This is a genomic window from Agrobacterium sp. fls2-241-TYG-188a (genome assembly GCF_030209845.1).
Map to the genome: position 1 here is coordinate 165,291 of NZ_JARVRD010000009.1, position 13,520 is coordinate 178,810.

General features: G+C 57.2%; 14 protein-coding genes. 7 read left to right on the plus strand and 7 right to left on the minus strand.

The features are described 5' to 3' along the window. The 3 genes from osmF to rirA form a co-directional block, all read right to left on the minus strand. A complete protein-coding gene (gene osmF / locus QRN85_RS22600) occupies window positions 1-912 on the minus strand; it encodes a glycine betaine ABC transporter substrate-binding protein OsmF (protein ID WP_112963318.1) in 912 nt (303 codons plus the stop codon). 212 nt (window positions 913-1,124) lie between these two features. Then, window positions 1,125-2,162, minus strand: coding sequence for an AbrB family transcriptional regulator (locus QRN85_RS22605; protein WP_284760189.1), 1,038 nt, complete (start codon window positions 2,160-2,162; stop codon window positions 1,125-1,127). Between the two features lie 133 nt (window positions 2,163-2,295). Then, the gene (rirA, locus tag QRN85_RS22610; protein WP_113170395.1) at window positions 2,296-2,784 is read right to left on the minus strand and encodes an iron-responsive transcriptional regulator RirA; all 489 of its coding nucleotides are present in this window, start codon (window positions 2,782-2,784) and stop codon (window positions 2,296-2,298) included. A 174-nt stretch (window positions 2,785-2,958) separates the two neighbouring features. Between rirA and QRN85_RS22615 the strand changes: the two genes are divergently transcribed. Next, entirely contained in the window at window positions 2,959-4,008 is a 1,050-nt protein-coding gene (locus QRN85_RS22615) for a Fe(3+) ABC transporter substrate-binding protein (protein WP_284760191.1), read from the plus strand. A 60-nt stretch (window positions 4,009-4,068) separates the two neighbouring features. Here the strand turns inward: QRN85_RS22615 and irrA are convergent, their stop codons facing one another. Beyond that, the gene (gene irrA / locus QRN85_RS22620; protein ID WP_284760193.1) at window positions 4,069-4,488 is read right to left on the minus strand and encodes an iron response transcriptional regulator IrrA; all 420 of its coding nucleotides are present in this window, start codon (window positions 4,486-4,488) and stop codon (window positions 4,069-4,071) included. A gap of 304 nt (window positions 4,489-4,792) precedes the next feature. Between irrA and fabA the strand changes: the two genes are divergently transcribed. From fabA to fabI, 3 genes are all read left to right on the plus strand, one after another. Beyond that, window positions 4,793-5,308 carry a 3-hydroxyacyl-[acyl-carrier-protein] dehydratase FabA gene (gene fabA, locus QRN85_RS22625; RefSeq protein WP_062587479.1) on the plus strand — a complete coding sequence of 172 codons (516 nt, stop codon included), beginning with the start codon at window positions 4,793-4,795 and terminating at the stop codon, window positions 5,306-5,308. Window positions 5,309-5,386: 78 nt separating this feature from the next. Next, the gene (fabB, locus tag QRN85_RS22630; RefSeq protein WP_062587730.1) at window positions 5,387-6,610 is read left to right on the plus strand and encodes a beta-ketoacyl-ACP synthase I; all 1,224 of its coding nucleotides are present in this window, start codon (window positions 5,387-5,389) and stop codon (window positions 6,608-6,610) included. A 6-nt stretch (window positions 6,611-6,616) separates the two neighbouring features. Next, complete coding sequence (fabI, locus tag QRN85_RS22635) at window positions 6,617-7,423, plus strand: enoyl-ACP reductase FabI (RefSeq protein ID WP_062587480.1); 807 nt, start codon at window positions 6,617-6,619, stop codon at window positions 7,421-7,423. Between the two features lie 49 nt (window positions 7,424-7,472). Here fabI and QRN85_RS22640 read toward each other — a convergent pair whose 3' ends face one another. Both QRN85_RS22640 and QRN85_RS22645 read right to left on the minus strand, forming a co-directional pair. Continuing rightward, window positions 7,473-8,345, minus strand: coding sequence for an amidohydrolase family protein (locus QRN85_RS22640; protein WP_284760195.1), 873 nt, complete (start codon window positions 8,343-8,345; stop codon window positions 7,473-7,475). Window positions 8,346-8,416: 71 nt separating this feature from the next. Further along, the gene (locus QRN85_RS22645; protein WP_502870824.1) at window positions 8,417-9,178 is read right to left on the minus strand and encodes a FadR/GntR family transcriptional regulator; all 762 of its coding nucleotides are present in this window, start codon (window positions 9,176-9,178) and stop codon (window positions 8,417-8,419) included. Window positions 9,179-9,454: 276 nt separating this feature from the next. Here QRN85_RS22645 and QRN85_RS22650 point away from each other — a divergent pair, with 276 nt between their 5' ends. After that, on the plus strand, window positions 9,455-10,039 hold the full coding sequence (locus QRN85_RS22650) for a TadE/TadG family type IV pilus assembly protein (RefSeq protein ID WP_284760196.1): 585 nt from the start codon (window positions 9,455-9,457) through the stop codon (window positions 10,037-10,039). Next, entirely contained in the window at window positions 10,023-10,631 is a 609-nt protein-coding gene (locus tag QRN85_RS22655) for a TadE/TadG family type IV pilus assembly protein (protein WP_284760197.1), read from the plus strand. Before QRN85_RS22650 ends, QRN85_RS22655 begins: the two co-directional genes overlap by 17 nt. 82 nt (window positions 10,632-10,713) lie before the next feature. Here the strand turns inward: QRN85_RS22655 and QRN85_RS22660 are convergent, their stop codons facing one another. After that, window positions 10,714-12,042, minus strand: coding sequence for an MFS transporter (locus tag QRN85_RS22660; protein ID WP_062587487.1), 1,329 nt, complete (start codon window positions 12,040-12,042; stop codon window positions 10,714-10,716). 313 nt (window positions 12,043-12,355) lie between these two features. Here QRN85_RS22660 and cyoA point away from each other — a divergent pair, with 313 nt between their 5' ends. Then, window positions 12,356-13,447 carry a ubiquinol oxidase subunit II gene (gene cyoA, locus QRN85_RS22665; RefSeq protein WP_062587489.1) on the plus strand — a complete coding sequence of 364 codons (1,092 nt, stop codon included), beginning with the start codon at window positions 12,356-12,358 and terminating at the stop codon, window positions 13,445-13,447. The last annotated feature ends 73 nt before the right edge of the window (window positions 13,448-13,520 follow it).

Below are 13,520 nucleotides of genomic sequence, written 5' to 3' on the forward strand. Positions count from 1 at the left end.
CTACTGGACGAGGCCGTTTTTCGTCAGGAAGTCGAGTGCCACGGTCTTGGCCTGTTCTCCCCCAACCTGCACACGCCCGTTAAGCTCTTGCAGCGTCGCAAGATCCAGCTTTTCAAAGACGGGCTTCAGCAATTGCTCGATATTGGGATGCTTCTTCAGCACTTCTTCGCGAATGATCGGTGCCGGTTGATAGACCGGCTGAACATTCTTGTCGTCTTCGAGAACAACAAGACCCGAAGGCGCGATGCCACCATCGGTGCCATAGACCATGGCCGCATTGGCATTGTTGGTCTGGTTCGCGGCTGCTGCAATCGTTGCGGCCGTATCGCCGCCTGAGAGCGTAATCAGCTGATCGGATTTGAGCGTAAAGCCATAGGTTTTCTGAAAGGCTGGCAGGGCGGCTGCGGAGTTGACGAATTCCGATGACGCTGCAAGCACAAGCGAGCCGCCGCCAGAAACATATTTACCCAGATCGCTGAGCGTTTTCAGATTATTTTTCTCGGCAACATCCTTGCGGATCGCGATGCCCCAGGTGTTGTTGGCCGGAGACGGTGTCAACCAGACGATCTTGTTGGCGTCATAGTCGAGGGTCTTGGCTTCCTCATAGGCCTTTGCCGCGTCCTTCCAGAGCGGGTCGTCGGCCTTTTCGAAAAAGAAGGCGGCGTTGCCGGTATATTCCGGGTAGATGTCGATTTCGCCTGCGGTGATCGCTTTGCGGACAACCGGTGTGGCGCCCAGCTGAATCCGGTCCGTCGTCTCGATGTTGTTCTTCATCAGGACTGTCAGGATGATGCTGCCGAGGACGCTGCCCTCCGTATCGATCTTGGAGGATACGACGACCTGGGCCTGGGCAATGGACGCATAGAGTGCGAGTGCCAACCCGGCGCCGGTCAGCTTCATCAAACGCTTCATCAAACTCTCCAATCGGGTGGATGCGGACGCAAGGGCAGACCGGGCACAAATGCCCGGAATTACCGGTTCAGTTGGCGGTAACGAAATCGCGAGCGAGTTGGTTGCATCGCCATCGCAATTTATTCTCACATGTGAAAATGAGTTTTGTGGCCACTCAGGAACTGGATGCCAAAAAGGGTTCGGGGCGCATGAGTGGCACAGAAGCGCCCGACCTAATCCTGCTTTCGCCTAGCATCCCGGCCCATGACGAGCGGCATGAGAACGGAAAGAAACAGCAGGCGCAGCACGTGATGGGAGCCCACATAGGCGGTATCTGCGTGCATCATGACAGCCATTGCGGCCATGGTTTCAAGTCCACCGGGTGAAAAGGCGATCATGACCGCATTCATCGGCACGCCGGTCAGTTTCGAGACCAGGACGGCGATGACGGAGGCCAGCAGCATGACGGCAATCGTCACGACGCCCCCGGCCACGAAGGCTTTGCGCATATCGCGCAGCGACGCGCGGGAAAAGCGGGTGCCAATAAGGCTGCCCAGCACGATATAGGTGGGCTGGCTCAGCCAGCTGGGAACGCCCCCGCTCGTCATGCCGGTAATGTGGGTGGTAATGGAAACGGCAACCCCGCCCAAAAGCAGGGCGGCTGGAAAACGCCACCGGAGAAATATCCAGCCCACGGCAAGGGATGCAGCCACCGTCGCTGCCAGAATGGCCGGATGCATGGGCGCTGGCAGGATCGCAGGTTCAAGGCCGATCAGGTCGAGATATTCGACGATCAGGGGCACAGCCAGCGTCAAAGCCAGAACCCGCACGCTCTGGATGACGCTGACGGTCGCAAGATCGCTTCTCGTTTCCGCAGTCAGGCTGATGATGTAGCTGAGATGGCCGGGGGAAGCGCCAAGCATGGCCGTGGTGCGATCATAACCGAAGCCTCTCAAAATCCAGTAGGCGGCGTAGAGAAGCACGACAACCGTTGCCAGAACCGCCAGAAAGCTCAGCGGCCAGGTCTGCGCTGCCGCAATCACATCAGGGGTTACGCTCGTTCCCATCGATATGCCGACGATCACGAAGGCTGCATTGCGCAGCAGGGTTGGAATGGAGAGCCGAAGTCCCAGAAGCCCGGCAAAGGTTACCGCAAGAGCGGGACCGCACAGAAAGGGGGCGGGAACGGCAAGAGCAAATGCCACGGTCGCGCCGATACCGCCGATAAGGGCGGTCAGGGCATAACTCAGGAGGTCTGGTCTGGGAATCATCGGGATAGAATCGGGAGGCTCTGCGAAATTCAGCTTCCCAGTTGCCCCTGTTGAGACCTGAAGGTCAACCTTTAAGCCGCAAATAAAAGCCCGCGACAGGTATCGCGGGCTGTAGAACGTTATGATCTGGCGATCAGGCTGCTGGGGCTGTGGCGATTGACGCTGTCGGGCGACGCTTTGCCATCGTGTCTTCCAGGCCCAGCAGGAAGCTGATCTGGGGACGTGCCTTGACGAGATCGTCGATGGAATACTGTGTCAGAACATCGAAGAACGCATTCAGCGCCTTACGAAGCGCGGAATTGAGACCGCAGCTGTCAACGAGTGGACATTCCACAGCACCTTCTTCGAAACATTCCGCCATGGCGAAGCTGTCTTCGGTGACTTTGACCACATCGAAAAGGCTGATCTTGTCCGCGGGCTTACCGAGCTTGACGCCGCCGTTACGGCCACGAACGGTTTCCACAAGACCCGCCTTGTTGAGCGGCTGGAGGATCTTGAACAGGAACAGTTCAGACACGCCATAAGCCTTGGCAATTTCGGGAATGCGGCTCAGATTGCCATCATTGGCGGCGCAGTACATCAACATGCGGACGGCATAGTTGGTTTGTTTTGTCAGGCGCATGCTGGTCTCCGAACTCCATGAATGTGGAGTTATATAGTCGCTTTTTCACTTTAGAACAATTCCAGATTTAAAAAATTCCTAAACAGAATTTCACATCATCCGACTGCTCTGTTGACCGGTCATTCGATTCATGAACAAACAACTCAAGAATCTAATGTAGCGGAGGCATTTCCCATGGCAAGCGTGAAATCCTTAATTTGTGCGGCGGTAGCGACGGCAGCCTTGACGAGTGGCACAATGTCCACAGCTTTTGCGGGTGGGGAGGTCAATATCTACTCCTATCGCCAGCCAGAGTTGATCCAGCCTTTGCTGGATGCCTTTACGAAAGAGACGGGAATCGAAACCAATGTCCTGTTTCTCGACAAGGGTCTGGTGGAACGGCTTCAGGCGGAAGGAGAGAATTCTCCTGCCGACATATTGCTGACCGTCGATATTGCGCGGCTGGTGGAAGCCAAGGAGGGAAAGGTAACGCAGCCGGTTCTAAACGATCCCGTGATCGAAAAGGATATTCCGGCCAACTTGCGTGATCCCGAAGGTGAATGGTTCGGCCTGACCACACGGGGCAGGGTGGTCTACGCCTCCAAGGACCGCGTCTCCCAGAAGACTATCACCTATGAAGAGCTGGCCGAGCCGAAATGGAAGGGCAAGATCTGCATTCGTGACGGGCAGCATTCCTACAATATCGCGCTTTTTGCCTCGATGATTGCCCACCACGGCGTCGATTATACCCGCACCTGGCTGACGGCGCTCAAGAACAATCTTGCCCGCAGGCCAGACGGAACGGACCGCAGCCAGGCGAAATCCATCTATTCCGGTGAATGCGATATCGCGCTGGGCAATACCTATTATGTCGGGCTGATGCTGACCAACGAGCAGGAGCCGGAAGAAAAGGTCTGGGGCAATTCTGTCAGGGTCATCTTCCCCAATGCCGAGGATCGCGGCACGCACGTCAATATATCCGGCGTGGCGATGACGAAATATGCGCCCAACCGGGACAACGCACTGAAGCTGATGGAGTTTCTGGCCTCAGGCGAGGCTCAGGAAATCTATGCCCGTCAGGTCTTCGAATATCCGGTGCTGCCTGGCGCCCAGCCTTCTGAGGTCGTCAAGAATTTCGGCCCGATCAAGCCGGACACACTGTCATTGACCGAAATCGCCGCTCATCGCAGGCAGGCATCAGAACTGGTGGATGAGGTCGGGTTTAACGACGGCCCTTCGAACTGAGCCTTTGGCTCGGAAGAACGAGCAACAGCGCCACCTTGCTCGTGGCGCTGGCAGTCCTGGTCAGCCGCGTTTGCGGCGAAGACGGATGACGACGTCGACATGGGCAATCTCCATGCCTTCCGGCGGCTCCGGCAGGTTGCCGATCTGGAGATTGTTGACGGGTATGTCGAGAACCTCGTTTTCACCTTCCACAAAGAAATGGTGGTGATCCGAAACATTCGTGTCGAAATAGGTTTTCGCACCCTCAACGGCCAATACGCGGATAAGACCGGCTTCGGTGAACTGATGCAGCGTGTTGTAGACGGTTGCCAGAGAAATCGGCACGCCGGCGCTGACCGCCTCGTCATGCAACTCCTCGACGGTCAGATGCCGGTCCCCCTTGGCAAACAGGAGGTCGCCCAACGCCACCCGCTGCCGGGTGGGGCGAAGGCCGAAACGGCGCAACCTTGTTCCTATATCCAGTGTGGCGTCAAATGCCATGCAAAGCGGCCCCAAAAACCCATAAAATAAAGTCGATTGGGAATGCATATAACTTTTACGCGCAGTCCTTTCAATAGTTTCCGCTCTGTCGCTGCGCGGCAAATGGCTGCAAGGCGGTGGTTTTTGCAAATTTCCTCTGGTGAGGGCCTTACGCTTCCTGTATGCGGGCGCCATGTTTAGACAAGGTCTGCACCGCAAGGTCGAGTAACCAGATGTGCAAGCTGCCCTTGTGGCGCTTCATTTTGGACTTAACTTGCTCTACAGAAGTCGTTCAACAACTGGTCAACGGGGAAACGGAAGCAATATGGCAACGAGGCAATCCAGCTATAATTACGAGGAAATTCTGGCCTGCGGACGTGGCGAATTGTTCGGCCCGGGCAATGCACAGCTTCCTCTGCCTCCCATGCTCATGGTTCATCGCATCACCGAAATCTCGGAAACGGGCGGTGCTTTCGATAAAGGCTTTATCCGCGCGGAATATGATGTTTCCCCCGATGACTGGTATTTCCCCTGCCACTTTCAGGGCAACCCCATCATGCCGGGATGCCTTGGCCTTGACGGCATGTGGCAGCTGACCGGCTTCTTCCTTGGCTGGCTGGGTGAGCCCGGTCGCGGCATGGCGCTCTCTACGGGCGAAGTGAAGTTCAAAGGCATGGTTCGCCCGGAAACAAAGCTGTTGCAATACGGCATCGATTTCAAGCGCGTCATGCGCGGCCGCCTCGTTCTCGGCACCGCCGATGGCTGGCTGAAAGCCGATGGCGAAACAATTTATCAAGCGTCGGACCTGCGTGTCGGCCTGTCGAAAGAAAAGACCGCCTGATCCTTGACCTTTGCGATGGGCGGTTCACCCGCCATCCAGCAAAGACGTCAGTCGGCAAACAGAGAAAAGGTCAACTTCATGAGAAGAGTTGTAGTCACCGGCCTCGGTATTGTTTCATCGATCGGCAGCGATGCCGCAGAGGTTACGGCATCCTTGAGAGATGCGAAGTCGGGAATCTCGTTCTCACCTGATTTTGCCGAGCACGGCTTCAAGTGCCAGGTCTGGGGCAAGCCGTCGCTTGATCCGACCGATCTGGTCGATCGTCGCGCCATGCGGTTCCTCAGCCAGGGCGGCGCATGGAACCATGTTGCCATGAAGCAGGCGATTGCCGATTCCGGCCTGGAAGAAAGCGTCATCAGCGGCAATGAGCGCACCGGCATCATCATGGGCTCCGGTGGACCTTCCACCCGCACCATCGTCGAGGCATCCGATATCACGCTGAAGAACAACAGCCCCAAGCGCATTGGCCCCTTTGCCGTGCCGAAGGCCATGTCTTCAACGGCATCCGCCACGCTTGCCACCTGGTTCAAGATCCACGGCGTCAACTACTCGATCTCTTCTGCCTGCTCGACCTCCGCGCATTGCATCGGCAATGCTGCCGAAATGATCCAGTGGGGCAAGCAGGATGTGATGTTTGCTGGCGGCCACGAGGATCTCGACTGGTCGATGTCCAACCTGTTCGATGCCATGGGCGCGATGTCGTCCAAGTACAATGATACGCCGTCGCTGGCTTCGCGTGCCTATGATGCCAACCGCGATGGTTTCGTCATTGCAGGCGGTGCAGGTGTGCTGGTTCTCGAAGAACTCGAACATGCCAAGGCGCGCGGCGCCAAGATCTATGCTGAAATTGTTGGCTATGGCGCGACCTCCGACGGTTACGACATGGTTGCGCCATCCGGTGAGGGCGCCGTGCGTTGTATGCGTCAGGCTCTGGCCACGGTGAAGGGCGACGTCGACTACATCAACACCCACGGAACATCGACACCTGTTGGCGACAGCAAGGAAATCGGTGCGATCCGGGAAGTTTTCGGCGACAAGATCCCGCATATTCAATCCACCAAGTCGCTGACGGGTCACTCTCTGGGCGCTGCGGGCGTGCAGGAATCCATCTATGGCCTGTTGATGATGCAGGAGCGTTTCATCGGCGAAAGCGCGCATATCGAGACGCTTGATCCGGAATTCGAAGGCGTGAACATTGTTCGCAAGCGCATCGATAACGCGAAGATCGATACGGTTCTTTCGAACTCTTTCGGTTTTGGCGGCACCAACGCCACGCTCGTCTTCCAGCGCTACAACGGATAATCGCCCATGAATGGCATCATGCAGGGAAAGCGCGGCCTCATCATGGGCGTCGCCAACAACCATTCCATCGCCTGGGGCATTGCCAAGGCGTTGGCCGGGCAGGGCGCTGAACTGGCTTTCACTTTTCAGGGCGAAGCCTTGGGCAAGCGCGTCAAGCCGCTTGCCGCTGAACTGGGATCCGACTTCATCGTCCCCTGCGATGTCGAAGATATCGCGTCTGTCGATGCTCTGTTCGAAGCGGTGCGTGAGCGTTGGGGTTCGCTGGATTTCGTCGTCCACGCCATCGGCTTTTCCGACAAGAATGAGCTGAAGGGGCTTTACGCCGATACGACGCGGGAAAACTTCAGCCGTACCATGGTGATCTCCTGCTTCTCCTTCACCGAAATCGCAAAGCGTGCCGCAGCGCTGATGACGGATGGCGGGTCCATGCTGACCTTGACCTATAATGGATCGCAGCGGGTCATCCCCAATTACAACGTCATGGGTGTGGCCAAGGCAGCACTCGAGGCGTCGGTGCGGTATCTGGCAGCTGACTACGGTCCGAAGGGCATTCGTGTGAATGCCATCTCCGCTGGCCCCGTGCGCACACTTGCCGGCGCCGGTATTTCAGACGCGCGCGCGATCTTTTCGTGGAATCAGAAAAACGCGCCCATGCGTCGTACGCCCGATATCGATGATATCGGCGGATCGGCACTCTACCTCCTGTCGAATCTCTCGCGGGGCGTCACGGGCGAATGCCACTATGTCGATGGCGGTTTCAACATCACCTCGATCCCGACCCTCGACGTGCTTCACAATGCTGACAGCGAATAGCTGACGTCTCATCACGTTCGAAGGCCCGGCTCAGCCGGGCTTTTTCGTGTCACCGGTTGGCTGGCGCAAAGCCAAAGAGCTCTTCCGGATTCGTGACGAGCGCTTTGTAGCGCGCCTCCTCGGATGGCAACCAGGACAACACCGTGTCGAGAAGTGCTGCATCGTCTGGGTAGTCCGCCGTCGTTTTTGCGTTGTTATGCGGCCAGTTCGTGCCCCAGATGATGCGTTCGGGCGCGTGCGCGGCCATCGCCCGTGCAACAGCGGCGATATCCTCGAAATCGGGGCCGCCGGACCGGCTGGATTCATAGCAGCCTGCGAATTTGAACCAGCAGCGGCCGCGATCGATCAGTCGCTTCAGTGCGTCGATTTGCGGGCTATCAGGCGTAACGCCCGCAAAGAATTTTCCGTGATGATCGAAAATCCAGCGGCTCTTGAGGCCGGAAAGGCGCTGTTCGTGTTCAAGCAGCCGCGACCCATCGAACTGGATCGCGATACACCAGCCAAGCTGGCTTGCCATATCGTCCACCTCTTCCAGATGTGAAAGATCGACGGCACCGCCCGGAAGGTCCATGATGCGCGCGCCCACCACGCCAGCTTCGGCAAGCTCCTGCAACTGGTCCGGAGAGGTCTGGCGGGTAATGACGGCCACGCCTTTTGCCGCGGGCCCCATGGCGCGAAGACAGGCAACCAGGTTGCCATTGTCGCGCTGATGGGCGTTGCCCTGGGTAATGACGACACGTCCAATGCCAAGCCATTGCATCAGCCGGCGGTATTCGTCGGGACCGGGTGCATCCTCGGGCAGGGGAGGCCCGCCCTCTTGTCCGGGAAACTCCGGCAGATACATGTGCATCTGCGTATCGATCGTACTTTTCGGTAGAGCGGTACCCGGTTGCCTGCCTTCGAATGTTCTGATGATTGTCATGACGTCTCCGCTCCTTCGGCACGACTGGGTGGGGATAGGGGAGTGTCGATTCTTGCCGCTCTCGCCGCGGCCTAGCGCTCTACGTGCCGCAGCATTGCCCGGTACCGCTGCTGGCTGCCCTTGAGGTGCTGTCGCATCGCTTCGCGCGCTGCCGAGGAATCGCCATCGGAGATGGCATTGACGATCGTCTCATGTTCATTCTGCAGCTGGTTGAGATAGGCCGCCGCAGATTTTTCCGATTGCGATGCCCGAAGTGCCGCACGCGGAATGACGTTTTGCCCCATCACTTCAAGGAATTCGCGAAAACGCGGATTGTTGGTAGCATCGGCAATGGCGAGGTGAAGCTTGAAGTCGGCCTCTGCGGTTGGTTGTCCCTTCTCGATACAGTCCTGAACGACGGAAAGACAGCGCATGATCGCTTCCTCCTGAGCAGGGGATCTGCGAATGGCAGCCAGTTCCGCCGCTTCCGTTTCGACAGCGGCGCGCAGCTCCAGCAGCTCGATGATGGATGAAATGCGGTCGTGGTCCACATCCTGAAAAGGTTGCGCCTGCTGCGCGGGAAGGGCCAGCACGAATATTCCCGCTCCGTGTCGGGCTTCCACCAGCTTGTCGGCACGCAACGCCGCCACAGCCTCACGTACGACGGTGCGGCTGACCTTGTACATCTCGGTCAGGCCTGCTTCGCTTGGCAGCTTATCACCCTGTTTGTATTCGCCCGAAAGGATTGCCTGGCGCAAGGCGTCGGCGGTCTGGGTGACGAGCGAACCGCCCGCGCGGCCGATCGATGACTGTTCTTTCGTGCTGCCTTCGATGTTTTCGTTCAAGCTGGCCACCCATCACTCCAGGCAATATTGAGGCGTGTTTCCGCGACCTCGACGTTAATTTTCGCGCGCAAATATCCCGTAATTCCACGCAATAGGCAATATTTATATTATTTCCAGAGGATATTGATATGACGTCCTGAGGGATCTGGTCGTCTGGAAATCGTTTCATCGAAGCAATGCGATGTTTTCGTGCAAGAAAATGTAAACGAAGCCGTCATATGCTTTGTCTCGCATAAACGCTTTCGGGCAGAAATGCTTTCCTGTCATGAAGATTGAAAAAGCTCGATGCGATTACTTGTTTCGAAAGCCAGACTTGCCCGGCGCTTCGCGGCTTCGCGCGAGGGGGCGGCAGCGATAGAGTTTGCCATTCTGGCAATTCCCTATTTTCTCGTTGTCTTCGCCATCATCGAGACCTTTCTGGCGCTGGTGGGCGAGCAGCTGGTGACCAACGCGACAGATACGCTGGCACGCAAGCTGCGCACCGGACAGATTTCCAACACCATCACGCGCGAAGAGTTCAGAAAACAGTTCTGCGCCGAAGTTTCCATTCTCATCACCTGCTCGGCCGATGAAATCAGAACACCGCAGAAGCTGTATATCGATCTGAGGCGGTTCAACGCTTTTGCGGATATACCAAAAAACATCGCGCTCGTTCCAAACGGACAGTATTTCGATCTCGATACGTCGGCTTTCGGCTTTTCGCCAGGAGGTCCGTCATCCATCAACATGCTGCGGGTCTATTATCGCTGGCCGGTCATCACGGATCTGGTTCGTCCCTATCTGACGAAAATCCGCCCGCTGGACGGGTCGATGCCATCCCACTTTCTGATCGTTGCAACGGACGCCTTCCGCAATGAAGCCTATCAGTGAGCGCCGACAGATGATGACACGGTCAAAAAAGATGTTGAGCGCGCTTGGCCGAACGCTGAAGAGGCTCAAAGGTGATCGTCAGGGGTTGGGCGCGGTTGAATTCGCAATCATCTTCCCGATCCTGCTTTCGCTTTATATCACGGCCTTTGAGCTGACGATCGGCTTCAGCGTCTATAAGCGGGCAACGCGCGCAGCCGGAGCGATAGCCGATCTGGTTTCGCAGCCGCAGACGGTCAACAAGGCCTATCTCGCCACCATGACGGACGTGGCATCGGCTGTTTTCGCCCCCTACCAGACCACCGGGATGACGTTGAAGATCAGCGGTATCCAGATCGACGCGAACAAGGTCGCCAGGATCGCCTGGTCGTGGGAACAGAGCGGAAAGCCGGCCTACAATGAAGGTACGATTGTCAACATTCCCAATAACTTCAAGCAGGCGAACGGCTTCATCATTCACTCCGAATTGACGATCCCTCATTCCCTGCTGATGTTCATGTCCTCGCTGTCATCGACGATAACGCCGATAACCATCAGCCGGGACTATTATTTCGCCAAGCGCGAAGCTGACCCCATCACCTGTGGCGATTGCTGACAGCCATTTCAGTCTCGATATTCTTTTCGAATAATAGAACACCGCAGAGTGGTCGTCACTCTGCGGTGTTGATTGCCGAAATTCACTCGGACGGCATGTCCAGCGTGCGGCTGAAATACAGCGCGACGATGGTGCAGACGGCGCCAGACAGAAGATAGATACCGACTGCGAAGAGGCCGAACTTGGACGAGAAGCCAAGGGCCACGAGTGGTGCAAAGCCCGCACCAATCAGCCAGGAAATATCCGACGTCAGGGATGCACCCGTGTAGCGATATTCACGGCTGAAACGGGACGCCAGCGCACCACCCGATTGACCGAAGGACAGGCCGAGCAGGGCAAAGCCGATCAGCACGAAGAGATATCGTCCGATGTCACCCGAGGCCAGCAGAACGGGCGCTGCAAAGCTGAAGATGGCAATCAGGGCTGCCGCGATGCCGATCAGCTTGCGGCGACCGATCTTGTCGGACAGTACGCCGGAAACGACGATCATGCCGCCAGCGATAATGGCACTGACGAACTGGACGAACAGGAAGTCGGACACTCTCTGGCTGGTGTTGAGCGAAACCCAGCTCAAGGGAAATACGGTCACAAGGTGAAACAGCGCGAAGCTCGCAAGCGGCACGAAGGCGCCGGTCAAGACAACGCGGGACTGGTTGCGCAGCATCTGGAACATGGGCTTGGGCTCAAGCTCATGCTGTTGCAGCATGGTCTGGAACTCGGGCGTGACGATCATGCGCAGGCGGGCAAACAGGGCGAGCACGTTGAGAGCCAAAGCCACGAAGAATGGGAAGCGCCAGCCCCAGGCGAGGAATTCCGGATTGGAAAGCTGCGTCGTGAAGATGATGAAGAAGGCACTGGCAAGGCCAAAGCCCATGGCGGCACCAAGCTGCGGCATCATCGCATACCAACCGCGCTGTCTTTCCGGCGCGTTCATGGCCAGAAGCGACACGAGGCCATCCCATGCGCCACCGAGACCAATACCCTGGCCTATGCGGAACACGGCCAGCAGGATGGGCGCGATCATTCCGGATTCGGCGTAAGACGGCAGGAAGCTGATGGCCATGGTGGAGCCGCACAGCGTAAACAGGGCAGCCGTGAGTTTCACGCCGCGACCAAACTTCCGGTCTATCTGGAGGAATATGAGCGAGCCAATCGGGCGGGCGATGAAGGCAAGCGAGAATACCGCAAAGGAATAGAGGGTCGCGGTAAGCGGATCGACGAAAGAGAAGAAGACGTGAGGGAAAACAAGTGCCGAGGCGATGGCATAGACGAAGAAGTCAAAAAACTCAGTCATTCTTGCCAGGATGACCGCAATCGTGATGCGGTCCGGATCGACAGCGACAGGCGCTTTGGCTTGGCCGTTTATCTGATTTCCGTCTTTGTAAGATGAGGCCGTGTCGACATAACTCATGAAATTCCCTCCTGCGTATGGTCTTGCCATGTCAGTAACGCGCACGGCTCCTCATCCGTTCACATCACTGCGGCGGATTGTCACACACGGGTTTCACCTCGTCAAATGAAGTTTGTCGCCAAGGGTTGCCCAAAGGGCATCCTGTGAGATAATGCAGCGACTTCTGCATAAAGGCCGATTTCTGGTAGCCGCGATGAGCGCGGTCAGAAACTTATGTTGCACCGCGACAAACTACCTCATGTCTTTTATGACGTTTGCTAAGTATACGCCACAATACCCAAAACAGTACGAGTCCCAAAACGTGCGCACGCTTATGAAATTACCCCCAGCCCTCGTGGCTATTTCGTCCATGCTGCTCCTGAGCGGCTGTGACCTCGTTGTGATGAATCCATCCGGAGACATTGCAGTCCAGCAGCGAGATCTCATCATCACCTCCACGGTCCTGATGCTGCTGATCATCGTTCCGGTTCTGGCGCTCACTCTGTTCTTCGCCTGGAAGTACAGAGAGTCTGCCAAGGCCGAGGATTACGATCCCGAGTGGCACCATTCCACGCGTCTGGAAATGGTCATCTGGTCCGCTCCGGTGGCGATCATCCTCATGCTTGGCACGGTGACATGGATTTCGACACACCGTCTGGATCCTTATCGCCCGATCGAGCGTATCGACGAAGACCGTCAGGTGACAGCCGACATGAAGCCGATCACGGTCGAAGTCGTCGCCATGGACTGGAAGTGGCTGTTCTTCTATCCGGAGCTGGGCATTGGCAGCGTCAATGAGTTTGCAGCACCGGTCGACGTGCCGATCAACTTCAAGATCACCGGCACGACGGCGATGAACTCGTTCTTCGTTCCGGCGCTTGCGGGGCAGATCTATGCCATGGGTGGCATGCAGACCAAGCTCCACGCGGTCATCAACAAGCCGGGCGTCTATGACGGCTTTTCGGCAAACTTCTCCGGTCCCGGCTTTTCGCACATGCGCTTCAAGTTTCATGGCTTGAGCCAGGAAGGCTTTGACCAGTGGGTTGCCAAGGCCAAAGAAGGCGGCAAGGGCTTCGGCCGCATGGAATATCTGGAGTTTGCCAAGCCGAGCGAGCGTGAGCCGGTGCAGTATTTCGCCAATGTCGATCCGGAGCTTTACGACGCAATCCTCAACCGCTGCGTCGAACCCAACAAGCTGTGCATGCGTGACATGATGCATATCGACGCCAATGGCGGCGGCGGCAAGGAAGGTATCGATGTTGCCAAGGCGCTGAACTCGGTCGTCTGCACGCCTCTTTCGCCTTACGGCGTGGCGTCCGGTCCGCAGTCTCTGCCAGCAGCGATCGAAGGCCAGACATTCCAGCCGGCTGCTCTGCCTGCTGACACGAAAGCGCAACTGCAGCCCGCCAGCAAAAGCGCTGGCTGACCAGGTGAATTGCATGGGGGCGTGCGCGGCACTCGCGCAGCCCTGAGCGTCGGATCGTCCGGTGCGTAAATTC

Bases quoted from the DNA above. Each gene is read 5' to 3' on its own strand.
- fabI (WP_062587480.1), top strand. From the start codon at position 6,617: ATGAATGGCATCATGCAGGGAAAGCGCGGCCTCATCATGGGCGTCGCC.
- QRN85_RS22615 (WP_284760191.1), top strand. From the start codon at position 2,959: ATGGCAAGCGTGAAATCCTTAATTTGTGCGGCGGTAGCGACGGCAGCC.
- rirA (WP_113170395.1), bottom strand. From the start codon at position 2,784: ATGCGCCTGACAAAACAAACCAACTATGCCGTCCGCATGTTGATGTAC.
- QRN85_RS22660 (WP_062587487.1), bottom strand. From the start codon at position 12,042: ATGAGTTATGTCGACACGGCCTCATCTTACAAAGACGGAAATCAGATA.
- osmF (WP_112963318.1), bottom strand. From the start codon at position 912: ATGAAGCGTTTGATGAAGCTGACCGGCGCCGGGTTGGCACTCGCACTC.
- cyoA (WP_062587489.1), top strand. From the start codon at position 12,356: ATGAAATTACCCCCAGCCCTCGTGGCTATTTCGTCCATGCTGCTCCTG.
- irrA (WP_284760193.1), bottom strand. From the start codon at position 4,488: ATGGCATTTGACGCCACACTGGATATAGGAACAAGGTTGCGCCGTTTC.
- QRN85_RS22655 (WP_284760197.1), top strand. From the start codon at position 10,023: ATGAAGCCTATCAGTGAGCGCCGACAGATGATGACACGGTCAAAAAAG.
- QRN85_RS22640 (WP_284760195.1), bottom strand. From the start codon at position 8,345: ATGACAATCATCAGAACATTCGAAGGCAGGCAACCGGGTACCGCTCTA.
- fabA (WP_062587479.1), top strand. From the start codon at position 4,793: ATGGCAACGAGGCAATCCAGCTATAATTACGAGGAAATTCTGGCCTGC.
- QRN85_RS22650 (WP_284760196.1), top strand. From the start codon at position 9,455: ATGCGATTACTTGTTTCGAAAGCCAGACTTGCCCGGCGCTTCGCGGCT.
- QRN85_RS22605 (WP_284760189.1), bottom strand. From the start codon at position 2,162: ATGATTCCCAGACCAGACCTCCTGAGTTATGCCCTGACCGCCCTTATC.
- fabB (WP_062587730.1), top strand. From the start codon at position 5,387: ATGAGAAGAGTTGTAGTCACCGGCCTCGGTATTGTTTCATCGATCGGC.